Origin of the sequence: Weissella hellenica (genome assembly GCF_005405545.1) — a bacterium.
GTDB classification, from domain to species: domain Bacteria; phylum Bacillota; class Bacilli; order Lactobacillales; family Lactobacillaceae; genus Weissella; species Weissella hellenica.
Genome location: NZ_BJEG01000001.1, coordinates 184,576 through 207,317, shown reverse-complemented (window position 1 = coordinate 207,317; position 22,742 = coordinate 184,576). Strand labels below are relative to the sequence as shown.

The 22,742-nt window shown below is 37.4% G+C and carries 22 protein-coding genes and 4 tRNA genes; 5 read left to right on the top strand and 21 right to left on the bottom strand.

From position 1 onward, the window contains the following. Positions 1–117: 117 nt before the first annotated feature. From FFM61_RS00990 to FFM61_RS00970, 5 genes are all read right to left on the bottom strand, one after another. Positions 118–2,004, bottom strand: a complete 1,887-nt coding sequence (locus FFM61_RS00990) for an acyltransferase family protein (RefSeq protein ID WP_074428023.1) — start codon at positions 2,002–2,004, stop codon at positions 118–120. Positions 2,005–2,084: 80 nt separating this feature from the next. Then, positions 2,085–2,831, bottom strand: a complete 747-nt coding sequence (locus FFM61_RS00985) for a DUF975 family protein (RefSeq protein WP_074428024.1) — start codon at positions 2,829–2,831, stop codon at positions 2,085–2,087. Positions 2,832–3,026: 195 nt separating this feature from the next. Next, positions 3,027–3,099 (bottom strand) — tRNA-Gln (locus FFM61_RS00980). A gap of 9 nt (positions 3,100–3,108) precedes the next feature. Next, positions 3,109–3,191: transfer RNA gene (locus FFM61_RS00975), tRNA-Tyr, on the bottom strand. Between the two features lie 140 nt (positions 3,192–3,331). Further along, positions 3,332–4,777 carry a peptide MFS transporter gene (locus FFM61_RS00970; protein WP_074428121.1) on the bottom strand — a complete coding sequence of 482 codons (1,446 nt, stop codon included), beginning with the start codon at positions 4,775–4,777 and terminating at the stop codon, positions 3,332–3,334. 176 nt (positions 4,778–4,953) lie between these two features. Between FFM61_RS00970 and FFM61_RS00965 the strand changes: the two genes are divergently transcribed. The 3 genes from FFM61_RS00965 (at position 4,954) to FFM61_RS00955 (ending at position 6,001) form a co-directional block, all read left to right on the top strand. After that, the gene (locus FFM61_RS00965; protein WP_074428120.1) at positions 4,954–5,781 is read left to right on the top strand and encodes a metallophosphoesterase; all 828 of its coding nucleotides are present in this window, start codon (positions 4,954–4,956) and stop codon (positions 5,779–5,781) included. Between the two features lie 55 nt (positions 5,782–5,836). Continuing rightward, positions 5,837–5,919: transfer RNA gene (locus tag FFM61_RS00960), tRNA-Tyr, on the top strand. 9 nt (positions 5,920–5,928) lie between these two features. Further along, positions 5,929–6,001 (top strand) — tRNA-Gln (locus FFM61_RS00955). A gap of 117 nt (positions 6,002–6,118) precedes the next feature. On the opposite strand, the gene FFM61_RS00950 is transcribed toward FFM61_RS00955, so the two are convergent. Further along, complete coding sequence (locus FFM61_RS00950) at positions 6,119–7,345, bottom strand: MFS transporter (RefSeq protein WP_074426554.1); 1,227 nt, start codon at positions 7,343–7,345, stop codon at positions 6,119–6,121. A 197-nt stretch (positions 7,346–7,542) separates the two neighbouring features. Between FFM61_RS00950 and FFM61_RS00945 the strand changes: the two genes are divergently transcribed. Continuing rightward, positions 7,543–8,061, top strand: a complete 519-nt coding sequence (locus FFM61_RS00945; RefSeq protein ID WP_240005951.1) for a DUF1836 domain-containing protein — start codon at positions 7,543–7,545, stop codon at positions 8,059–8,061. Positions 8,062–8,183: 122 nt separating this feature from the next. Here the strand turns inward: FFM61_RS00945 and FFM61_RS00940 are convergent, their stop codons facing one another. The 11 genes from FFM61_RS00940 to mutY all read right to left on the bottom strand — a co-directional run bounded on the left by FFM61_RS00940 (position 8,184) and on the right by mutY (position 17,419). After that, complete coding sequence (locus FFM61_RS00940; RefSeq protein ID WP_074426555.1) at positions 8,184–8,879, bottom strand: phosphatase PAP2 family protein; 696 nt, start codon at positions 8,877–8,879, stop codon at positions 8,184–8,186. Between the two features lie 30 nt (positions 8,880–8,909). After that, on the bottom strand, positions 8,910–10,022 hold the full coding sequence (locus FFM61_RS00935; RefSeq protein ID WP_074426556.1) for a sensor histidine kinase: 1,113 nt from the start codon (positions 10,020–10,022) through the stop codon (positions 8,910–8,912). Positions 10,023–10,040: 18 nt separating this feature from the next. Then, positions 10,041–10,730: a response regulator gene (locus FFM61_RS00930; protein ID WP_074426557.1), complete on the bottom strand. Its 690-nt coding sequence runs from the start codon at positions 10,728–10,730 to the stop codon at positions 10,041–10,043. Positions 10,731–10,763: 33 nt separating this feature from the next. Next, positions 10,764–11,504, bottom strand: coding sequence for a DUF1129 domain-containing protein (locus FFM61_RS00925; RefSeq protein ID WP_074426558.1), 741 nt, complete (start codon positions 11,502–11,504; stop codon positions 10,764–10,766). 11 nt (positions 11,505–11,515) lie between these two features. After that, positions 11,516–12,619 (bottom strand): redox-regulated ATPase YchF, encoded by a 1,104-nt coding sequence (gene ychF / locus FFM61_RS00920; RefSeq protein ID WP_074426559.1) that lies wholly within the window; start codon positions 12,617–12,619, stop codon positions 11,516–11,518. A gap of 23 nt (positions 12,620–12,642) precedes the next feature. Further along, a complete protein-coding gene (locus tag FFM61_RS00915; RefSeq protein ID WP_074426560.1) occupies positions 12,643–12,828 on the bottom strand; it encodes a DUF951 domain-containing protein in 186 nt (61 codons plus the stop codon). Positions 12,829–12,838: 10 nt separating this feature from the next. Next, entirely contained in the window at positions 12,839–13,744 is a 906-nt protein-coding gene (locus FFM61_RS00910; RefSeq protein WP_074426561.1) for a ParB/RepB/Spo0J family partition protein, read from the bottom strand. Further along, positions 13,731–14,501 carry a ParA family protein gene (locus tag FFM61_RS00905; RefSeq protein WP_074426562.1) on the bottom strand — a complete coding sequence of 257 codons (771 nt, stop codon included), beginning with the start codon at positions 14,499–14,501 and terminating at the stop codon, positions 13,731–13,733. The genes FFM61_RS00910 and FFM61_RS00905 overlap by 14 nt, the downstream gene beginning before the upstream one ends. A 13-nt stretch (positions 14,502–14,514) precedes the next feature. Beyond that, the gene (gene rsmG, locus FFM61_RS00900; RefSeq protein WP_074426563.1) at positions 14,515–15,234 is read right to left on the bottom strand and encodes a 16S rRNA (guanine(527)-N(7))-methyltransferase RsmG; all 720 of its coding nucleotides are present in this window, start codon (positions 15,232–15,234) and stop codon (positions 14,515–14,517) included. 118 nt (positions 15,235–15,352) lie between these two features. Then, positions 15,353–16,252: a ribonucleoside hydrolase RihC gene (gene rihC, locus FFM61_RS00895; RefSeq protein ID WP_074426564.1), complete on the bottom strand. Its 900-nt coding sequence runs from the start codon at positions 16,250–16,252 to the stop codon at positions 15,353–15,355. 66 nt (positions 16,253–16,318) lie between these two features. Further along, on the bottom strand, positions 16,319–17,419 hold the full coding sequence (gene mutY, locus FFM61_RS00890) for an A/G-specific adenine glycosylase (RefSeq protein WP_074426565.1): 1,101 nt from the start codon (positions 17,417–17,419) through the stop codon (positions 16,319–16,321). 125 nt (positions 17,420–17,544) lie between these two features. Between mutY and rpiA the strand changes: the two genes are divergently transcribed. Continuing rightward, positions 17,545–18,246 (top strand): ribose 5-phosphate isomerase A, encoded by a 702-nt coding sequence (gene rpiA, locus FFM61_RS00885; RefSeq protein ID WP_074426566.1) that lies wholly within the window; start codon positions 17,545–17,547, stop codon positions 18,244–18,246. Between the two features lie 73 nt (positions 18,247–18,319). Here rpiA and FFM61_RS00880 read toward each other — a convergent pair whose 3' ends face one another. From FFM61_RS00880 to FFM61_RS00865, 4 genes are all read right to left on the bottom strand, one after another. Beyond that, the gene (locus FFM61_RS00880) at positions 18,320–19,543 is read right to left on the bottom strand and encodes a sensor histidine kinase (RefSeq protein WP_074426567.1); all 1,224 of its coding nucleotides are present in this window, start codon (positions 19,541–19,543) and stop codon (positions 18,320–18,322) included. Continuing rightward, on the bottom strand, positions 19,543–20,238 hold the full coding sequence (locus tag FFM61_RS00875; protein ID WP_074426568.1) for a response regulator transcription factor: 696 nt from the start codon (positions 20,236–20,238) through the stop codon (positions 19,543–19,545). The genes FFM61_RS00880 and FFM61_RS00875 overlap by 1 nt, the downstream gene beginning before the upstream one ends. Before the next feature lie 208 nt (positions 20,239–20,446). Further along, a complete protein-coding gene (locus FFM61_RS00870; RefSeq protein ID WP_074426569.1) occupies positions 20,447–21,799 on the bottom strand; it encodes an APC family permease in 1,353 nt (450 codons plus the stop codon). Between the two features lie 223 nt (positions 21,800–22,022). Continuing rightward, positions 22,023–22,670, bottom strand: a complete 648-nt coding sequence (locus FFM61_RS00865) for a GNAT family N-acetyltransferase (RefSeq protein WP_240005950.1) — start codon at positions 22,668–22,670, stop codon at positions 22,023–22,025. Positions 22,671–22,742: the final 72 nt, after the last annotated feature.

The window sequence follows — 22,742 nt, the reverse complement described above, 5'->3', positions numbered from 1 at the left end:
GGTTAATTAACCAGTTAATAATAACACGTACTATTAGTTAGTGCAAGCCAATTAAAAAAAGCAACATTCTCTAAAACGATGAATGTTGCTTCCTAAATGATCTATTTAATTGATGCGTTACTTATCAGCATCTTTATACACACCTGCCATAATTTTAGCAATTAGACTCGCATATTGTAGTGAACCATCTTGATTAGGATGAACTTTATCATCCCCTAACCAATCTGGATGATCTTTTACAAGCGCTGCCCAATCAACAATATGTAGATTCTTATACTGACTATCTTGCTTAGACAAGAAACTATTATTCTTATCAACCCAGTCACGATTAGCAAATCCATTAATCCAAAATACTTGGCGATCTTTACCAACAAGGTCCATCACTTTTTTAAAGTCATTTTCGCCAATGGTTCCATTCGTTCCAATAGAAATAATGACGTTTTGTGACAACAAACCTTGACTATCGTAAGATTCCAATATATCTGGAATTGAATATGCCTGACGGCCAACTGTTGCATTAACCACAGTATTTGGCATGAGTTCTTGTAAATCAGGTGCCACATCGACCATAACGGAATCGCCGACTGCCGTAACACGTTGATCACGTAATGTTGAGAATTGGTCGGCTGATAAACTATATTTACTCATCAAATCACGGTCTGCCTGCGAAAGTGTCTTTGGATCAACCTTATGACTATCTGTTTTTTTACTATCCGCTTTTTTAGCTTGCTCTACTACCTTTTTATTCGCCTGACTAATGCGATCCTTATTAGTATCTAATCGCTTTTCTAACGTGTTTTTCGGCTTGGCATGTGCTGTTTCTTGAGCAGATACTGCATAAGCAGTTCCCAGCGTTAACAACAAAGCAACGACAACAGTCATTTGCACGCGACGTTGTGCTACAAACGCTATGTACCATGGTTTGCTTTGTTTCATATGACGGAAAACATTTTCAACGTAACGATAACTTAATTCAGCCAGTAATAAAACAATGATAATCTTTAAACAATCCATCCAAAATGTATCATGCTGTTTTACCAATCGATCAACAAACACAAATACCGGTAATTGGTATAAGTAAATACTATATGACCGCTTTCCTAAATAATTAAAAAACTTGTTGTCCAATGCATGACTTAAAAATGAAGCCGGGTGCGCTGTAATGGCAATTAAACTTGTCATAATTGCAGTTACCACAAACATCAATCCCATGTAAGTCATACGCCACTCACCATTTAATCCAAAAAAGGTAACAATGGTTAATGCTAAGGCAATCGCACCTAATGTATTTAGATTTCGTTTCACACGCGGTGATAAAACCTGTTTCATTCGTTTTGAAGGCCATCCAAATGCTAAAGCAGCACCAAACAATACTGCAAAGACACGAGTATCTGATCCATAATAAGCACGATTAATGTTCATTGGATCATACAAAAGTCCTAACAAAATGGCTGAAACACCTGCAACACCAATTAAAGTAAACCCAATTGAAATGCGACGAATACGTAATCCTAACAATAACATCACAATAATTGGCCAAATCAAATAAAATTGTCCTTCAATTGATAGCGACCATAGATGGGTAAATGGCGATGACCCACCCCAAGAATCAAAATATGAATCACCATTTTTGGTTGCCCAAATATTGTATAGATACAGCATATTACTACCAATAATTGCCCTTAAATTATAAAGCAAATCACGGGCAAATAACGCAATATAAGTAGCTGTACCAAACAGCATTATGACCAGTGCTGGATATAAACGCTTAACGCGCCGTTTGTAAAAAGCCAACACATCAATCCGACCATTACGATCATATTCTTGTATTAATAGATCTGTAATTAAATAACCCGATAAAACAAAGAATAGCGGTACGCCCATCCATCCACCAGGTAGCGCATTTGGCCATAAATGAAATATGATTACCCCAATAACAGCAATTGCTCTAAGCCCATCAAATCCCGTAATATAACGTGGCTTATTTGTAACATCTTGGCTCATTTTTTCTCTTCCTAAACACTTCTAAAATTATATAAAAATAAATTCCTCTAAATTAGTGGTTTTTACAAATCAAATTTCTCTTATAATTCATCATTTTCATCAAAATGCATTTTTGCTCGATTAATCGGTTCATTATTACGTACTGCTAAATAAAATTCTGCCATTGTTGCTTGATAATAAGGCACAACATAGAAGCCAGCAATTCCGTAAGTAATGCCAACTAATATCCACCATAGAATAAAACTAACCTGTAACCAGAATAGTTTAAACCGGTAACCCCGCATCATTTCTTCTGACTTTTTCAAATATGAAGTAATTGACGTAATTTCACGACCAGCTCGAACATCATCTGCATATAATAGGGTTGCCTGTGAGTATGAATATGTCTTGATAATTCCTGGAATAATGAATAAACAAGTCCAAAGCATTGTAAAAATAAAACGGACCCCTAACAAAACAACGACGTCAATAATTGTTTTTGATCCCAAAAACTTTAGTCCCACTTTGACCGGTTGTTCTGGCGCTTTGTTACGCCGATGCCATTCAACAAAGCCAAAAGTTACACCTAATGTAAAGATACCAACTAATACCTCAGCTAGAATACTAGTCGTTAAAATTTGGATTCCAACAGCAAACGTTTTGGAAGCCACCCCACTCATCGTTTGAATATCCTCAGAATTAATATTTCCTGATGGTTCTAAATTTTCACGTACTGATGATATAACCTGCCAAATCACTAAAATAATTGACAATTTGAGTGCTGTCCCAAAATTTTCACCACTAACGTATGTTTTAGATCGTTTTTTTAAATCATAATTAGTAAACATAAAACACCCTTCTTAAATTATATTCATTAAAGTTTAACATATAACTACCCTCATTTATGGTGATATATTAAACATTTGTGCCAATAGCATATCTTTTAATTATACGATTAAAAACCAATTTTTACTAATGATGAAATCATAATAAATAAAACAAAAAAAGCCAACAAGCGTAATCGCTCATTGACCCTTTATTAGCTGGGATAGCTGGATTCGAACCAGCGAATACACGGTACCAAAAACCGATGCCTTACCACTTGGCCATATCCCAATGATGAAATGGGGGCTATAGGATTCGAACCTATGAACCCGAAGGAATGGATTTACAGTCCACCGCGTTTGACCGGACTTCGCTAAACCCCCATATATAACTGACTGACACTAATGCCCCTGACAACTCTTATATCATACCAAGTAGAAATACATATTGCAAGCTTTTTTTGAAAAAACTTAAAATTAAAAAACAGCGTATACAAGTGTATACGCTGTTTAAAAGTTTTTGTCTATTGTACACCAGCCATCAATCGCTTAATACGTGGTACTAAGAAAATCAATAGAATACCAAGTACACCCGAAGCTAGTCCAAACCATGTAAAGTAAGCAACTTCATTATCTGCTGAATACAAAGTAACTAACTGTGCGTTCAATGCTGATCCAGCTGAAGATGCCAAGAACCACATTGACATCATTTGTGACATAAATGCTTTTGGTGCTAGTTTAGTCGTTACTGACAAACCAACTGGCGATATCAACATCTCTCCAATAATAACCAGAGCCCATGAACCAACTAACCATAATGGTGAAACATGACCATCAGTGCCAAACAAAGTACCAGGTATTGCCATCAATAAGAATGACGCACCAGCAAACATCAAACCAACTGCGAACTTCATTGGTGAAGATGGTTGATTCTTTTGCCACTTAACCCACAACCAGGCAAAGAATGGTGTGTATAGCATAATAAATAATGGATTTAATGATTGGAACCATGATGCTGGGAACCATGATGTATCTACTCGCTCAGCAGCGAATGTTGCCAAAACAATTGATCCCTGTTCTTCAATGGCCCAGAATAATACTGCGGCTAAGAATAATGGAATATATGAAAATACCCGTGAGCGTTCTTCCTTTGTTACCTTAGCTGAAGTTGTCATGATCACAAAATATGATACTGGCAACAAAATTGCGACAATTGTTAGCAAGTTAATATAGTTTTGCAAACTATTCCAACCCATCAAGTTCATCAAAATAACAACTAGAATGAAGAAAATAATACCTAGTACAGTCTTTACAACCAAAGGCTTAACTTCTTCTTCTTGTAATGGATCTGGCGCATAGTTTGAATCTTCATGAAGGTGCTTACCACCGAAATGATATTGTACCAATCCAAAGAACATACCAATAGCTGCCAATGAGAATCCCGCATGGAAGCCAATATTTTCTTGTGTCCAACCAACTAATAATGGCGAAATAAATGAACCTAAGTTAATCCCGAACACAAAAATTGAGAATCCTGAATCACGTGATGTATCATTGTCATCATATAATGAACCAACCATTGATGAAACATTTGGCTTCAATAATCCAGTTCCAAGAACAATTAATACCATTGAGACAAACATTGCAGAGGCCCCAAATGGCAACGCTAGTGCAATATGACCAAACATGATCAATACCCCACCCCAAAATACTGTTCGTCGTTGTCCTAATATACGATCAGCGATGAAACCACCAACTACTCCTGATAGATACACCATTGATGCGTAAATAGCCATAATTGAGGCCGCTGTAGCCTTAGTAATATTTAAATCACCAGTACTAATTAAGTGCCACATGTAATATAACAAGATGGCTTTCATACCATAGTAACTGAAACGTTCCCACATTTCGGTCATAAATAATGTTTTTAGACCGTATGGTTGTCCCAGGAATTTCTTTTCCGTTTGCATGAAAAAAGCTCCTTATTCAAATTCTGTTTTCTACTCTAGACAATCTAATGTCACTTGTTAAATTTTACTCGCAAATGTAACTTTCGACAAGGATGTTTTCATTTTACATTAACTTTTTGCCCCTTTTGTTATAATAAGATTATGATATTGTGTGAAAAAAAGAGGGGAGTAGTAACATGACTAAAATTATCGTGTCCAGTGATAATCACTTTGACGTTAATAAACAAGATGTTGCCCAGTCATTACATCAACAAGCAACAACATTGCATCAACTACAACCCGATTATTATTTAATTGCTGGCGATTTATTCAACGACTTTGAGAAATCATTACATTACGTCCATGATTTACAAAATGCGCTTGGCCAGCAAACCAAGGTGCTATTTATTGCAGGCAATCATGATATGGGCCGTAATATTTCATTTAATGAATTAGAAACTGATCTAGATCCACTCTACTTACATAATCAATATATTGATATCCCCAATTCTAATTGGCGCATCATTGGTCATAACGGTTGGTACGATTATAGTTTTACACCCCTACTTGATCCCGCCGCAATCGTCCGCTTCCGTTCTGGATTTTATTATGATCGGGTCATTGATCAACCCATTAGTGATATTGAGCGCATGGCCTTAGGACACGCCCAGATGCACCAATTACTAGATGATGCGCTAAATGCCAATAAACAGGTCGTTTTTTTTACACATTTTTCACCTATTAATGATGAGCTATACTATCCTGACCCCAGTTCACGGTGGGCGATGGTTAATGGTGTCTTGGGGTCAAAAAAAACAGGCCTATTACTTGCTGAATATCCTAATGTGCAACATATATTTTACGGTCATGTTCATATAACAGTTCCTCCCCGCCAAAAAAAAGAGCTAACATACTATAATGCTAGCGTTGGTTATAATCGTCATCATCTAAAAGAATGGGCTGCCGATAACTTTTATCAAAGTTGGGTAAATAAACTTATTCAAATAGTGTTGACAAATAAATAATAATTCTGTATAGTATATATTCGTTGAGGTGATACTAAGTATTACTTAAATATATGGGGGTTTAGCGAAGTCTGGTTAAACGCGGTGGACTGTAAATCCATTCCTTCGGGTTCATAGGTTCGAATCCTATAGCCCCCATTTCATCATTGGGATATGGCCAAGTGGTAAGGCATCGGTTTTTGGTACCGTGTATTCGCTGGTTCGAATCCAGCTATCCCAGCTAACAAAGAGTCAATGAGCGATTACGCTTGTTGGCTTTTTTGTTTTACATAAAAAACAGTAAATCACCTCCAATGTTGGTCATTTACTGTTTTTAATAATGCTTATTCTTGTACCATTAATCGTCAAACCGTGCTGGCATCTTAGAAGCTTTCATAATCGTGACAATTGCAATAAATGTCCCAACCATCAATGCACCAGCCATTCCCAAGTCATTAGTAAACTGAGATAGCGACACCATTGAACCAGCAACAATGTTACCAACCGGCCGTGTAGCGGCAAATGCACCCGAATAAGCCCCAATTTTAGCTGGATTCATCATATCGGCACGCATTGTTTGGCTTGATGGCACATTTATAATCTCGCCTAGCGTAAAGACAAATGTCACCATAATTAATGGCCAAAAATCATGCAATAAGAATGACATCGCAAAACCAAATCCTTGTAAAAAAGTACCCAATGCAAAGCTTCGACGTAATGCCCATCTATTTGTAAAACGATTAATATAATTCATTACTAATACAATTAAAATTGTATTAATAACTAGCATAAATGACAGCATACGTTGCCCATAAAAATGAATACCCATAAAAGTATAATCATTAAATGATTTCGTTAAATGCGCTGCCAAATAAAAATCAGGTTGTGTGTAAATCACTACCGAAAAAATTGACCCAAACATAAATAATACATAGCGTTTATCAGATAAAACTTGTCCATATGATTTGACGGCACTCCACACAGACGAATTAGATTGGATATGGGTCATATCTAAAGTTTCTGCCATACCAAATTTAATAATCAATGCATTAATAAAACCAACCATCACTGATCCCATTAATAATTCAAATAAGTAATCTCTAAAGAACCATCCACCAATTGCAGCACCAATCATAACACCAATGTTAAGCACCCAGTAAATCAACGCATAAACAAATTTTCGATTAGCAATTGTAGAAGCATCAATCATCATTGCCTGTTCTGCAGGATCTGCAAATGAAGCACCAACTGATGCTAATAAAAAGCCCACAAATGTGATATACGGATTTGTATACCAAGGCGCATTCATAAACATCGCGAGCCCATATCCGATGATAATCAATGCTGATCCCGTTAACATGGCCCTTTTTCGACCCCATACATCAGACAAATGCCCACCATACAAGCCGGCTATAAAACCCGCTACGGATACAATCATCAATAAAAGGCCTGAAATAAAAGCTCCAAAATATTGCACATAATAAATTGTCATGTTTGGCCCAATCGAACTACCTAATAAGACCGTTAAAAAAACCGTTAACGTCCTTAACTTTAAATTACGATTCAATGCCATAAATTCTTGCATACCAATTTACCTCCTATACTCAAAAATCAAATTGTTTCCATACTACCACAAGGCAGTTCTCCTTGTCCTAATCGATGTTACGATTACATTTGCAAAACAATGATATAGTAGTTTATACTATCGCATTATTTAGTTTTATAGTCTAGATGTGTTATAATGATGCTTATACAGCAAATAATGAATTGAAGGTGACTAAAGTGACTGAAAACAATCTACAAAAAAATAACTTTGAAGATATTCTTTTTCCTCATTGGGATGATTTACCTAATTTTGATCTTTATATGGATCAAGTAGTTGAATATATCAATGCCGTTTTAACACCGCTAGAATTACCAACGGTTACTTCAACAATGATTAATAATTACGTTAAAAAGAAGATGATTATTGCTCCCGTAAAAAAGCGTTATCAAACACTTCAAATTGCGGATATTTTAATCATTTCATTATTAAAGCCAATTTTTTCACTAGATCAAATCCGTGCTGCTATTGACCAAATAACAGCTAATGACTATCCTAAAAATGCTTTTAATTCTTTTGTCGATACACTATTGGGTTACTTCAAAAACCCTACTAATATTCCTAGTGAGGGCGCATCTATAGAAACGCAATTAATGCAATCAGCTGCTAGCGTTCTCTTCCACAAGCTTGAGGCTGAAAAATCACTCGCCTTACTACAACAAAAACACCCTATCAAAGAAGTACCAACAACAAAATAATTTTTTAACGCTTCCCGCATATTGGTAAGCGTTTTTTATTTCCTATTTTTTTATAGCGACAAAAAATCCCGTCAATACAACACACAGAGATGTTATATTGACAGGATTTTTCCATTTTTAGCTTATATTTTTGATTTTTTAAAAATAACTGTTTTTAGCCAACCGCTAACCATGCCATAAACAGCCATAGCAATACAGATCCAAAAAACACCTAAGACCACACCACTCAATACATCCGTTAGATGATGTGCACTGAAGTATATTCTTGAAAACAAAACGCTAAACCAAAATAGTAAAACAATTATATACGCCGTGATTTTTGCCCAAGATTTCTTTAACATTGGTATGAAAATTAACACTAATGCTAAGCATACCAATGTTACACTAACCGCGTGCCCGCTGGGAAATGAAAAACCATCGTCGATTGCTAAATGACCGTGTGGTCGTGGCCGTTCAATCACATTTTTCATCATGATCCCCAATAGACCACCTGTACCAACAACTGCCAAATACCATAATGATAAAATATGGTAGCGTCTTATAAACAATATAATCGCTACAATAAAGGTAATAACCACCATGGTTTTGGCATCACCATACGTAGCGCTAAACGTCATCCAACTATTAAATAGCCCGTGCGCATAGTCCATTTTGGGCAACCCAAATGATGTCTGAATCCATTGTGTCACACTATCATCAAAATGATTAATGAGGGCACTATTAGACATCACCATGCTACTCATCGCTAAGAATAGGATCAAACTAATAGTTGCCCAAATTAATTGGCCACCCTTAAATTCTATTTTATTATTTGTCATTGTTAAAACCTTTCCAGTTTATAATAAGTTTTAATCTTCTGACATCAGTGGCAAGTTAATAATAAAGCTTGTCATTTCATCATCCGATTCAACTCTGACACGGCCACCATGTGCGTCAACCACACTATCAACAATTGCTAATCCAAGTCCAGTACCACCTGTTTTAACATTACGGGAACTTTCAACTCGGTAAAACCTATCAAATAATCGCTCAAGTGACTCGTTTGGAATTTTAGCACCATTATTTGTCACGCGTACTTCTACTTCATTATCTTTAGCCAAAATTTTAGCTGTTAATCGAATAAAGGTCGCACCTTCACCATATTTTAGCGCATTATTAATCAAATTCATAAAAACACGGGCCAAACGATCTGGATCACCCATCATTTCAATAACCATCGGCTTGGATACCACTGATATCACAACATTTTTTTCTTTGGCTTCTAATTCATAATTAACAGCCAATTGCTGCAACATAGCCGCCAAATCCAATGGTGCCCAATGCAATTTAAAATCAACTTGCCGCACTTGCGTATAATCAAATAAATCTTCTACCAACGATTTCATTTGACCAGACTTATCATATGCTGTTTTCGCATATTTCATAATATCTTCATGGCTGAGTTTTTGTTGGTCCTTATCATTAATAATCAACCCCAAATAACCCAAAATTGATGTCAGGGGCGTTCGCAAATCATGAGACACATTTGTAACCATCTCATCTTTAGAGCGTTCAATCGCATGCTCTTCTAAAATCGCTTGCTGCGCTGCTTCATAAACATTATTAATGTTATTCACTAGCGGTTGAAAACGATGGCCAAAATGTTCAGTGGCTAAACCCGGACTTTTTGTATCACCAACTTGAGGCACTAAATTATGTACAGCAACAGTTAAATCATTTAGTTTTGTTTGTTGATAAAACCGGCGCACTAAGAATAACCAAAGTATTAATAAAACAATACTCGTAATACTAACAATTATTGGAAATCTTCGTGCAATGATATTAATCTCTGTCCATAAATTATGGCTTTGCCAATGTGGTTGTAACAGCAAGACAATGCCTAGTCCCGTGCATACAAAAAGCAGGGCGGAAACCACTGCCTTGACCGTTAATTCAAGCCAACTCAGTATTTTTAGTTTCATCCCCACTGCCTTTCTTTATTAAAGTACTTCAATTTTGTAACCGACACCCCAAACGGTTTGAACAACTTGATTACCACCAGTGGCAGCCTCAAGTTTATCACGTAGGTGTGACACGTGTACCATCACTGTTTTGGCTGATACAACTGATTCTTGTTGCCAAACACGCTCAAAAATATCATCTGCACTAAACACACGATTAGGATGAGATGCTAACAAATATAAGATACCAAACTCAAGTGCCGTTAGATTAATATCTATACCGTCTGCAGTTTTCACTTCATGACTATCTTTATTAATTGTCAACGGACCAACATCTAACACTTCAGGCGTTGCCTGTGATAAGCCATTTTGCGCACGGCGCAATAATGCTCGAACACGAGCCATCACTTCTAATGGATTAAACGGCTTTGTAACATAATCATCAGCACCCGTAATTAATCCTTGAATTTTGTCCATTGCCCCTGATTTGGCAGACAATAACAAAATTGGTACTGGATTATCTTTACGAACTTCTTTCAAAACTTCGGTTCCACTCATTTCAGGCATCATAATGTCTAAAATAATCAATCCAATATCTGGATTTGTGCGAATTCTAGTCATCGCTTCTTTACCATCGCTAGCAATTACCGGCTCATAGCCTTCATTTTTAACGTAAATTTCTAGTAGTTCAGCAATTTCATGATCATCATCAACAATCAAAATTTTCATTAATCTATCCCCACTGTCTCTTTTGACTAGCTTTTACTTAGAACGTGATTGCGTGCTGTTTGTTCCTAAGAACCCACCACGTATACCTGTCTTTGAACGCCAGTAACGGAAACCAAGGAATGCCAAAACAGCAAAGATAATATAAACCCAACCTGGTAATAATGGATTGATAATTGGTGGTAAGTAAGCGAATCCAAGATATGCTAAGAACCAGATTGCAAATGCACCAATTGTTACAGAAATTTTCTTCCATATTGATACACGCTTACCATCACGACGTGGCGTAATCATTAATGTTACAGCTGAGAAGAATACACCACCCAAAATTGACGTTAAGATTAATGATGTAATACCAGCAGCTCCCCCAGATCCTTCCATTGATGCCGTATTATGACTGAATAGCAAAGTTAGTCCGAACATAAAACTAAACATCATAAAGAATGCAATCGCATTATCAATTGCTAGGGGCCAAAAACCATAACTAGCATAGCCACGTGATTCTTCTTGCTTTTCTTCAACGGTCTTCAAGCCCATTGCTTCTGCGGGTGAATTGTACAACTGACGTGCTGTTTGACCAGTCTTTTGTGCTGTTAATAACTTAGCCCCCACTTCAGTAATTAATTGCGCTTTGGTATCATCACCATTAGCTAAAATAACCATTTGACGGATAAACTCTTGATTACGCTTTGTTAATCCAGATGTTGCTAGTTCTTGCACTGTCGGCAACGTCAGCTTTGTATCCTGTACTTGTGTTTGTTCCTTTGACTCTGTCATAGTTCCCCCAATTAAACATTGAACAAGAATTCGATGATATCACCGTCTTGTACAACATATTCTTTTCCTTCTGAACGACGGCGTCCTGCTTCTTTGATTGCCTTCAATGATGCGTACTTATCAAGGTCTTCAAATGAGAACGTTTCAGCACGAATAAATCCTCGTTCGAAGTCCGAATGAATAACGCCCGCAACTTGTGGCGCCTTCATCCCAGCACGGAATGTCCAAGCACGTGTTTCCTTACCACCGGCTGTAAAGAATGTTCGTAGATCAAGCATGTGGTAGGCTGCTCTGATCAAACGATTCAATCCAGGCTCAGTAATTCCTTGCAATTCCATAAATTCCGCTTTATCTTCATCATCCATTTCAGCAATTTCTTCTTCAGCACGTGCAGAAATACCAATAACATCAGCATTTTCCCCATCAGCATATTGCTTAATTTGTTGGAAGTACTCAGATGTTGTGGGATCTGCCATATCATCTTCGGCAACATTGGCAACGTATAATACGGGCTTTGATGTTAACAAGAACAAATCATGGATGATTTTTTGTTCATCATCATCCCACTCGATTGAGCGCGCTGGCTTACCAGCTTCCAAAGCTGGCTTTAATTGCTCCAAAACCGCTAGTTCCGCAATGGCTTCTTTATCCTTTGCAGACTTAGCAGCCTTTTCAACGCGGCTAAAGCGCTTGTCAATTGACTCCAGGTCAGCTAACACAAGTTCTGTGTTGATTGTCTCAATATCATCCAATGGATCAACTTTACCCGAAACATGGGTAATGTCGTCATCATCAAATGCACGTACAACATGCACAATTGCATTAACTTGACGAATATTTTCCAAAAACTTATTACCAAGCCCTTCACCTTGTGAGGCCCCTTTTACAATACCGGCAATATCAGTAAATTCAAAAGTTGTTGGTACTACTTTGTCAGCTGGAATTAATTCTTGAATTCGAGCTAAACGATCATCAGGCACTTCAACCATTCCCACATTTGGTTCAATAGTAGCAAATGGGTAATTGGCCATTTCTGCCCCTGCTTTAGTAATTGCGTTAAATAGCGTTGATTTACCGACGTTTGGCAAGCCAACAATTCCTGCTGTAAGAGCCATTATATATTTACCTATCTCTCTTTTTATTCTTGTGCACTTTTCAATACACGTTTAAATCTTTTATCAAATTCATGACGGGTCATAACAACTTGGCGTTGACAACCTTGGCAAACAATTTTCATATCCGCACCAACACGCATAATTTGCCACTCATTAATCCCACAAGCATGTGGTTTTTTCATTTCAACAACATCATATAATTTATACATTGTTGCCTCCTTATTGCTCATCAAGATCAATATTCAACATATCAAAAATCCGATTTAAATCTTCATCTGACAAATATGTAATTTCAATCTTACCTGCACCTTTACGATTGCGTGTCATATGGACTTTCGTACCAAATTTATCTTCTAGCGCTGTTGTTGATGCTTTGATGTAAGGTGAAAGACTTGCTTGATTTTTAGTTGGGGTGGCTTGTTCGTTCAATTTATTTACTAACTGTTCTAATTGTCGAACCGTCATCCCTTCGGTAATGGCACGCTTAGCAACTGGTGTAATACGGCGTTTATTATGTAGTCCTAGCAATGTTCGTGCTTGTCCCATTGATAACTGGCCTGCATTTAATAAACTTTTCACTTCGTCTGGTAAATTCAACAATCGCAAAAAATTAGCTACTGCTGAACGTGCTTTCCCTAATCGCTTAGCAACTTGCGCTTGTGTCAAATTAAGACCATCCATCATGTCACGATAAGCCTGTGCTTCTTCTAACGGTGTTAAATCTTCGCGCTGCAAGTTTTCCAAAATAGCCGCTTGCAACATTTGATCATCGTCCAGCTTGCGGACAATTGCTGATATAGTAGTCATATCAGCTAATTGTGAGGCCCGCCAACGTCGTTCACCAGCTAGCAATTCATATTGACTATTATTTTTAGGATTATGGCGCACAATAATTGGTTGTAACACACCATTTTGTTTAATTGAATCTGCTAATTCTTGTAATTTATTTTGATCAAAAACGCGGCGTGGTTGAAAAGGATTTGCCACAATCTTATCAATTGTAATATCCCGAACTTCATCACTACCATTGACTGTATGATCTAACCCTTGGTCAGCAAACAATGCGCCTAAGCCACCACCTTTTGCACCAAGACCCCCTAAACCTGTTTTTTTAGATTTCACCATGAGATTTAAGGACCTCCTCTGCTAGATTTGTATAAACTTCAGCACCCTTTGATCTAGGATCGTAATCAATGATGGCCAGCCCACGTGAAGGTGCCTCTGATAAACGTACGTTACGTGGGATTACCGTATCATATACTTCGCTATTAAAGTACTCGCGGACATTTTCTACAACATCAGCAGATAGGTTAGTACGTGGATCAACCATTGTCATCAAAACACCTTCAATTTTTAAATCAGGATTAAAGTGTCGCTTAACTAGTTTCATATTATTCATTAGTTGTCCAAGACCTTCTAGTGCATAATATTCTGCCTGTACCGGAATTAAAATTGAGTCTGCAGCTGAAAAAGTATTAATCGTGACAAGCCCTAATGAAGGAGGATTATCAATCAATACATAGTCATATTTTTCGCGAACATCACCAAGCGCATTTTTTAATCGCAACTCACGTGCCATAACTGGCGCCAATTCTAATTCAGCACCTGCCAAACGAATTGTCGCTGGTACAATATCAACACCCTCGTGTGAGGTTGGTAGAACAACTTCCATCAATGGTACGTCATTAATTAATACATCATAGATGTCTTGTTCAATATTAGATTTATGTACACCGGTTCCTGAAGTTGCATTTCCCTGGGCATCAGTATCAATAATTAATACTTTTTTACCAAAATTAGCTAATGCAGCAGCTAAATTAACCGTAGTCGTTGTTTTACCAACACCACCTTTTTGGTTTGCTAATGCAATAATGTGTCCCATTATGTTCTCCTTTCTACAATGGTTTACGTGCTGGATCCCCTGGCTTTCGTGGATAACGATTTGGTGTTGGTCCAACTTTTTCAATCACAATAATTGTTCTGGGATCACCATTGGGCAAGTTAACTGAAATGGATTCGCCAATTTTGCCACCCAACTTTTTAATAGCACCTTGTGCTTCTTCAAGTTCTTCGTTAGCTGCACTACCTTTCATTGCTAGTAGCACACCACCTACTTTTACCAATGGCAAAGTTAATTCACCCAATACATTCAAGCGTGCTAGTGCACGTGCTGTCGTTACATCATATTGTTCACGATTAGGGGCCTTCTTTTGACCAAACTCTTCTGCCCGTGCGTGAATAACAGTGACATCTTCAAGTCCTAATTCATCGACTAATTCTTGTAAAAATTTAATGCGCTTATTTAAAGCGTCAATAATAGTGATTTTTAATTGCGGAAACGCTATTTTTAATGGTAGCGATGGGAAACCAGCACCAGCGCCAACATCAACCATGCTAAGTTGATCACTTTGTAATTTAGGATACGCCCACGCCAAAGTTAACGAATCATAAAAGTGCTTTAAATACACTTCATCTCGATCCGTAATGGCTGTTAAATTCATATGTTCATTAACTGCTACCAATCGATCATAATACGTTTGGTATTGTGCTAGTTGTTTATCATCTAAAACAATGTTTTTATCGCGTAATGCCGCCGCAAATTCTTCGGGATTCATTATCATTCTCCAAACTGATTCCAATACTAAAAGAATACCGCAAAATGCCTATCTATTCAATAGTCTGGCCGAGTTGTATCTGTCATGTGTCACATTAATGTTCCACGTGAAACAACAACTAAATTGCCGTAATTTTTTCCATAAACCACTTATTAAATGCAGCAACATTGACTGATGTGGCAACGCTAACATTTGTGTAATTGGTTTTTGTTGCTACAGTTGCCCCAGTAGCCGGTCCTTGTGTGACGACAGCAACATTGTAGTCTTCAAAAACAAAAGATTCTGGTTGTGCCAAATAGTACAATGTATTCACATCATGCATTGGTTTTGCGCCATCTTGGTCATCAGCATAATGAGCAAATAAAGCTTGCAACATTTTACCAGTTTGATTGATGTCACCTAACTTATCGATATTTGCTTTGCTCAATAAAGCCTGCAACGTGACATTTAACCCAATCATCTTAATTGGTAACCCAGATGTAAACAAGATTTGCGCTGCGTGCGGGTCTGTATACACGTTGAATTCTGCAACACTGGTTATATTGCCTACACCTAAAGAACCACCCATCACAACAACTTGCGCTATTTTAGGTAACACCTCTGGATACATACGAATTAGCAATGCAATATTAGTAAATGCCCCGGTCGCAACTACTATCATCTTTTTTTGACTATTCATCAAGACCTGACGCATTGCGACAACTGCATGTTCTGGTAAAACAGCTGTTTTAACTGTTGGAAATTCCCAACCAGCCATCCCCGATTCCCCATGAATATCAGAAGCGTCAACATATTTTTTAATTAATGGCGTGGATGCTCCGGCTGCCACTGGTACCACGTTTTCTTGATTGAAAAATTCAATCAAATGCAAAGCATTTTTGGTTGTTTTATCAACCGAAACATTACCTGCTACTGTCGTGAGTAACATTACTTGAAATGCATCATCAGTTAACGCAATTGATAATGCAGCCGCATCATCAATACCAGGGTCCATATCCAACAATATCTTTTGCGTCATTTCTATACCTTATCCCCTTTTTAATACTTAGATAGTATCACATGCCTACTTATAATGGCCGCTATTTTATTTTAAACGTTGCCAAATTTTATCTTGTATTTTCGGTTGCGGATCATTTTGAATATCAGCCACCGTTTGCCATTGACCACGCAGTAAATTTTGTTGCGGAACTGTCGCTGTTAAGATTGTTACGGTCCATTTTAAATGCGTATACACATGGGTTACTGGCCGACCAGAAATCTTTTTTAAGTCAGCAACAATGCCATAATCTGCTGCTAAACGATTTTGGGTGGCTTGAATCATTTCTTCTTCAGTCCAATTCGCATCATTATCTAAAATAAAATCCGTCAATGCATATAGTGGCATCATCCAAAAATCACCTAACAACCCTTTTGTTGGCCGTTGTTCCCACAAATAACCCGCTGGTGATTTAATAGCAATTGCAAAATAGGTCACCGGCTTAGGTTTTGGTGCCTTAGACTTAACCGGATAAAATTCCTCTGTACCATCTAAGTATGCAGCGTTATATGCTTTAACAGGCGAGTGCTCACTATCATAGCTTTTAGCAGTCATATAAGATGAACCTAAATCCATAATGGCTTGATTGAAATCTCCCGGTCGTTTTTGATCAATAATTTGTTGCCCTAATTCAAAGAAAATTTTACGTGTTTTAGGTTGTGCAATATCAGCATCAATTTCAAATAAACGTGCCAAGACCCGAAAGGCATTACCGTCAATTGCTGGGACTGGTTCATCAAATGCAATACTAGCAATTGCTGCAGCCGTATAAGGACCAATACCGACTAATTTTTGCAATTCTTGCATATTATCTGGCCAAACACCGGCATAATCATCAATAACCTGTCGTGCTGCTTTTTGCATATTACGCACTCTTGAATAATAGCCCAACCCTTCCCATGTTTTTAACAATACCTGTTCTGGTGCCATTGCCAAATCGTTAATTGTTGGGAAAGTTGCCATAAATCGTTCAAAATAGGGAATCACTGTTTGGACTTGTGTTTGTTGTAACATAATTTCAGATACCCAAATATGATAAGGGTCTCTATCCTGACGCCATGGCAGTGTTGACCTACCTTCTTGATCATACCAAGTTAATAATGTTGCTTGAAAAGCGTTTATTTTATCATCATCCCACATTTCAATCATGAAAATTTGCCACCTTTTTAAAAGTTATTTACTTAGTGTAACATTTTATAATTTTTGATTTGCCTAAATCTAACTTAATGCGCGATAATATAATTAATAATATACATAGAAAGAGGATTTTCCTTATGACAGATCAAACTTCACTGAAGAAATTAGCGGGGTATCGTGCGGCCGAACTTGTTGAAGATGGTATGGTAGTCGGCATCGGTTCTGGTTCAACGATTGCCTATGTTATTGAGGTACTTGGAAAGCGTGTTGCCGAAGATGGTCTTAAAATTAAGGGCGTCCCAACTTCTGATAAAACACGACGCACCGCAGCAAAACTTGGTATTCCAATGCATAACGTTGACGATGTTGATCATATCGATATAACCATCGACGGTGCTGATCAAATTGACGAAAATTTTGCTGCTATTAAAGGTGGTGGTGCTGCGCTCCTTTGGGAAAAAATTGTTGCGGTCAATTCAAAGCGTAACGTTTGGGTCGTTGATGGTTCTAAATTATCAGATCATTTAACCCACTATTTGCCCGTAGAAATTATTCCATACGGTGCTGACCAACTATTTAAACGTCTTGAAGTAAAAGGTTACAAGCCCACTTGGCGTTTAGATCAAAATGGCAATCCTGTCCGTACTGACTCTGCCAATTATCTAATTGATTTACATCTTAATAAAATGCCTGACCCATTTACCTTAGGACGTGAACTAACAAGTATGGTCGGTGTTGTTGAACATGGCTTATTCTTAAACGTTGTTGACCAAGTGATTGTTGGTCGTGAAGATGAGAGCATTGATATATTTGATGCTCATCCCTTACCATTAGTCTAAATAAAAAAGCTTAACATCCCTTAGTTTTAGTAACTGCCATGCAGACTAATTCTCGGTTTGTTAAGCTTTTTTATTAGGCGTTTTTTTGCCCTTTAGGAATCAAAATTTTAAAGACTGTTCCTTGCGGTTGATTGTCAAGAATATCAATGGTACCGCGATGCCCCTGTACGACCCACTTCGCAATAGATAGTCCAAGGCCATGTCCGCCCGTTGAACGTGACCGTGCTTTATCAATTCGATAAAACCTGTCAAATAAATGTTTCTTATCTTCATCAGATACACCTGGTCCCGTATCAGAAACCATAATTTTGACATTATTGCCAACCATCTTACCTTCGATTTTCACACTAGCACCCTCACCAGCATACTTTTGTGCATTATCAGTTAGAATCACGAGTAATTGACGCAAGCGTTGAGAATCTCCCACAATTGGCATGGTTTCTGGTGCAATCACTTCTAAAGTTTGTTTCTTTTCAGCAGCATTATAAGCATAAATATCACCCACTTCATGAATTGTCGATGCCAAATCGATCTCTTCAAACGCAAACAATGGAATATCAGCGTCAGCTTGCGACAAGGTAAGTAAGTCACCCGTTAAATTATTTAAATGTCTAACTTCAGTTAGCGCATTGGCAACACTTTCAACTTGATCGATTACAGTGTCATTTGGATGTTCAAGCATTCGTTCCAAATTATTTTGAATTACCGTCATCGGCGTCTTAAATTCATGCGCTGCATCGGCAACGAATGTGCGTTGTTGATTCCAAGATCGCATAATAGGCCGCATATTAGCACGAGTTAATGCCATGCCCATTAATAATAACGCAAGTTCGGATAAGACATAAATCCAAAATAATCGTGTTTGATATGACTCAACTAATTCGTGCTCTGCTGTAACATCCACATAAGCCAATTCATCACCACGCCGATTAAAGAAGTACCAACTACCACGGTAATCTCGTAAATAAACTTTGTTTTCTTTTGGTAAATTCAATACCTTAAAAGAATCAACAAAATCAGTGACTTGTGCCGTTTCAGTTTGAACGATAGGCCGATCAAAACGATTAGTTTGCACATCAAAAACTCGGCTTACGCGATGCTGCGCATTACCATACATAACTGTCCGAAATTGATTAATGGTAAATGTGCCAATCAATACGAAGACAAATGTAAAACCCATCACCATTAAAATGGTCATCTTTACTTGTTGTGGTAGCGAAGCGCGGATTCTTTGCAACCACTTTTTAAATCTACGCCACTGATAATGTGGTTCTTTGACCACTTTGGTATCAGCCATTAATCCTCATTTGTTGCACTTAACGTATAACCAACATTACGCAACGTTTTGATATTAACTTGCGCCTCCGCTTGGCGTAAGTTCTTTCGTAGATTAGACATATAAACTTCGACTACTGTCAAAGAAGTGTCTGAATCAAAGCCCCATAAGCGATCAAAAATTTGATCCTTTGTAACAATTTGGCCAACATGTTGTACCAGATAAACTAGTAGTCCAAATTCACGACCTTGTAAACTAATTTCTTCATTACCAACTAAAACTTTATGCTGTTCGACATAAATTTGAATATTACCAACTTCCAAAGCACCATCTTGTCCCAAAACACCTGTATGACGAAGTAATGCCTTTAAACGTGCCAAAAGTTCTTCTTTATAAAATGGTTTTGTAACGTATTCATCAGCCCCTAGATCAAACCCTTGCATCTTATCGGTCAATTCACCTTTAGCTGTTAACATCAAAATCGGTAAATTTGGCAAGGCTTCTTTAGCCTTCTTCAAAATCGTAAAACCATCTTGTCCTGGTAACATGACGTCTAAAATCACGGCATCATATACCCCAGATTCAATTTCAAACCACCCTTCATCACCATCATGAACTTGAACAACTTCACCTAATTCTGAAATCGTTTCTTTTACCGTATCATTTAACGCATAATCATCTTCAACTACTAATAATTTAATTGTATTTTCAACCATAACGCACCACCCTCTTATACTTATTTCTCTCTTTGAATGTGACTATAAGCGTTGAACCTTAAAAAGTGCCTATTATCAGCTTACTGAAACCTTAAATATTTAAGGTTTCTTGGTTTCATTATAAAACCTATACGCAATAATTGCTTAGATATACTTTATTTCATAAAAAAAGAACCATGATATTGCTCATAGTTCTCTTAAACGAAATTTATTTCTTACCTGTAAAGTAACTTACCAAACCAATCACAATCCAGATGCCTAAAATAACATATTCATATGGCCAAACCAACGAAACTGATGTACCGGGAATGATTGTTGACACCGCAATCAAAATGGCAATCACACCACCAATAACTGGTAATGATAAATGCTTATTACGGAATCCCCCCTTTAACTCGGGGTGCTTCTTACGAATAGCAACCAAATTAAAGGCGTTAACTCCCCAAGCTAATGCGGTTAAGAAACCACCAATGTCCAAGAAATACGTTAGGGCACCCTTACCAAGCCAGCCTAATGCTAACACTAAGATTAATGTCATAATAATTGCACGACTTGGCGTCCCATACTTTGGGTGAATTTTAGCAAAATAGCTTGGTAAAATTTTTTGTTCTGCTAATGAGTAAATTAACCGCGGCGCTGCTGAAAACAATGCCAAAAAACTAGTTCCTAATCCTAAGAAAGCAATAATAAAAGCAGCTGTTCCAAGTATTGGGAAACCTTCTGCTTTGAATGCATCAACTGTTCCCATTTCCATCATTGCTGTACTTTGCCAAGGATGAACCCATGCTGATGCTAACAACACTAACAAGTAGTATGCTGATGCAATCATAATGGCAATCACCACAATACGACCAATTTTACGAGCTGGCGTCTTGACCTCTTCAGCCATCACACCAATCGACTCCCAACCCGTTAAGAAAGTCATTGCTGGTAAAATAAAGCGGAAAATTTCAGGGGCTTTCGTCTGATGATCATAAAAAGCTGGCCAAAAATTACTTGGCTTACCATGACTAAAACCTACAACAATCAAGATAAGACCAATTAAAATAAGAAGCACAAACAAGACAATTTGCACGTTACTAGTCAAATTAGCTCCACGATAATTAATTGCAAAAATAAATAATGTAATTAATACACCTAAAATCAGTTCTATATAGTGAACTTTAGCCCCTGCAAATGAGTATGCTGGTCCCGTTGCAATTTTGGGGATGATTTGTGATAACAACATACTTGATGCTGTCACATAAAATGCTAAAGCACTCAAATATGATCCTAATAATGCCCAACCTGCAAACAAGCCTCCTTTTTTACCAAATGCCTCATAACCATAAACGACTTCACCACCAGCTTTTGGATAAATTGTCGATAATTCAGCAAACGATAATGATACCAAAATCGCTAAAATTGATGCTGCTAGAAGCCCAAAAATCTCACCACCCGCACCGTATTGATGAAAAAATTGACTATTTGTATAAATCCAACTACTTCCAATTACCCCACCAGCACCTAAAGAAATAATCCCAAAGGTACTGATACTAGGTTTTAAACCCTGTTGTGCCATACCACACAAGCCCTACCTTTCTATGTCCTAGACTAGCCCTAAATTAATCGTGTTGAAATACCTGTTGTATCTAAATCATAGATATTTTATTAATCATAATTTTACCAAATAATTAGTCTTAAAAGGTAATATTTAATATTAAATAAATTATAGTTATAAATAAAAAGTAGTAAACCATCAAGACACCTGATAGTTTACTACTGATTAAATCATTGCTATTAAATTAATCATCTCTACGTACAATTGCCTCTATTGACAGCGCATGCATAGCTTGTAGATATTCAGTGGCACTAATGTCAGGTGTGCTTGCTAACAAGTGGAATACCCCGCCAGAATTTTCAGATAACAACCGCTTATCTTCAAAGCCATTACGCATATAAAAATCATAGCGTCGTGTCCGTTGTGCTTCATTTTCAGCTTGTGTTCCCATCTGTTCGGCTTCTAGGATAAGACCATCTTCATAGCGTTCTTTCAATATAGCTAAAGCACGACTACCGTATCCCTTACTTTGAATTGTTGCATCGATAGCAAAATATAGTAAGAATGCTTTTGACAGGCCAATTTCACATAGATAAGCAACACCAACAACGGTTTGATCATCTACAACCACCTGCATTTTTATGGCATCTTGCTGTTCAACTAGCGCCACTAATTCTGCAATTGGTCGCTGTTCATATGCAGGAAATGCCTCAGCATAAATACGTTCCCAATCTTTTTGTGTATTTGGCGTAACGTCAATGATTTCCATTTCTAACACCTCATTTAACTTATTTTCTTGTTTCTCCACGATTATATCATGGTAATAAAAAAGCACCAAGCTCGTCACTTGATGCTCCTGATTATGCTCATTAATTACAATCTGCATAATCATGTTAGTAGTTATCTACTAACCTACAGAACGTATCGCCCTTGTTTCCTTATGACAAGGGCGATACATTTCGTT

What these genes read in the sequence shown, in the direction of transcription:
- FFM61_RS00990 (WP_074428023.1), bottom strand. Translation starts at nt 2,004, where the DNA reads ATGAGCCAAGATGTTACAAATAAGCCACGTTATATTACGGGATTTGAT.
- FFM61_RS00985 (WP_074428024.1), bottom strand. Translation starts at nt 2,831, where the DNA reads ATGTTTACTAATTATGATTTAAAAAAACGATCTAAAACATACGTTAGT.
- FFM61_RS00970 (WP_074428121.1), bottom strand. Translation starts at nt 4,777, where the DNA reads ATGCAAACGGAAAAGAAATTCCTGGGACAACCATACGGTCTAAAAACA.
- FFM61_RS00965 (WP_074428120.1), top strand. Translation starts at nt 4,954, where the DNA reads ATGACTAAAATTATCGTGTCCAGTGATAATCACTTTGACGTTAATAAA.
- FFM61_RS00950 (WP_074426554.1), bottom strand. Translation starts at nt 7,345, where the DNA reads ATGCAAGAATTTATGGCATTGAATCGTAATTTAAAGTTAAGGACGTTA.
- FFM61_RS00940 (WP_074426555.1), bottom strand. Translation starts at nt 8,879, where the DNA reads ATGACAAATAATAAAATAGAATTTAAGGGTGGCCAATTAATTTGGGCA.
- FFM61_RS00935 (WP_074426556.1), bottom strand. Translation starts at nt 10,022, where the DNA reads ATGAAACTAAAAATACTGAGTTGGCTTGAATTAACGGTCAAGGCAGTG.
- FFM61_RS00930 (WP_074426557.1), bottom strand. Translation starts at nt 10,730, where the DNA reads ATGAAAATTTTGATTGTTGATGATGATCATGAAATTGCTGAACTACTA.
- FFM61_RS00925 (WP_074426558.1), bottom strand. Translation starts at nt 11,504, where the DNA reads ATGACAGAGTCAAAGGAACAAACACAAGTACAGGATACAAAGCTGACG.
- ychF (WP_074426559.1), bottom strand. Translation starts at nt 12,619, where the DNA reads ATGGCTCTTACAGCAGGAATTGTTGGCTTGCCAAACGTCGGTAAATCA.
- FFM61_RS00915 (WP_074426560.1), bottom strand. Translation starts at nt 12,828, where the DNA reads ATGTATAAATTATATGATGTTGTTGAAATGAAAAAACCACATGCTTGT.
- FFM61_RS00910 (WP_074426561.1), bottom strand. Translation starts at nt 13,744, where the DNA reads ATGGTGAAATCTAAAAAAACAGGTTTAGGGGGTCTTGGTGCAAAAGGT.
- FFM61_RS00905 (WP_074426562.1), bottom strand. Translation starts at nt 14,501, where the DNA reads ATGGGACACATTATTGCATTAGCAAACCAAAAAGGTGGTGTTGGTAAA.
- rsmG (WP_074426563.1), bottom strand. Translation starts at nt 15,234, where the DNA reads ATGAATCCCGAAGAATTTGCGGCGGCATTACGCGATAAAAACATTGTT.
- rihC (WP_074426564.1), bottom strand. Translation starts at nt 16,252, where the DNA reads ATGACGCAAAAGATATTGTTGGATATGGACCCTGGTATTGATGATGCG.
- mutY (WP_074426565.1), bottom strand. Translation starts at nt 17,419, where the DNA reads ATGATTGAAATGTGGGATGATGATAAAATAAACGCTTTTCAAGCAACA.
- rpiA (WP_074426566.1), top strand. Translation starts at nt 17,545, where the DNA reads ATGACAGATCAAACTTCACTGAAGAAATTAGCGGGGTATCGTGCGGCC.
- FFM61_RS00880 (WP_074426567.1), bottom strand. Translation starts at nt 19,543, where the DNA reads ATGGCTGATACCAAAGTGGTCAAAGAACCACATTATCAGTGGCGTAGA.
- FFM61_RS00875 (WP_074426568.1), bottom strand. Translation starts at nt 20,238, where the DNA reads ATGGTTGAAAATACAATTAAATTATTAGTAGTTGAAGATGATTATGCG.
- FFM61_RS00870 (WP_074426569.1), bottom strand. Translation starts at nt 21,799, where the DNA reads ATGGCACAACAGGGTTTAAAACCTAGTATCAGTACCTTTGGGATTATT.
- FFM61_RS00865 (WP_240005950.1), bottom strand. Translation starts at nt 22,670, where the DNA reads ATGATTATGCAGATTGTAATTAATGAGCATAATCAGGAGCATCAAGTG.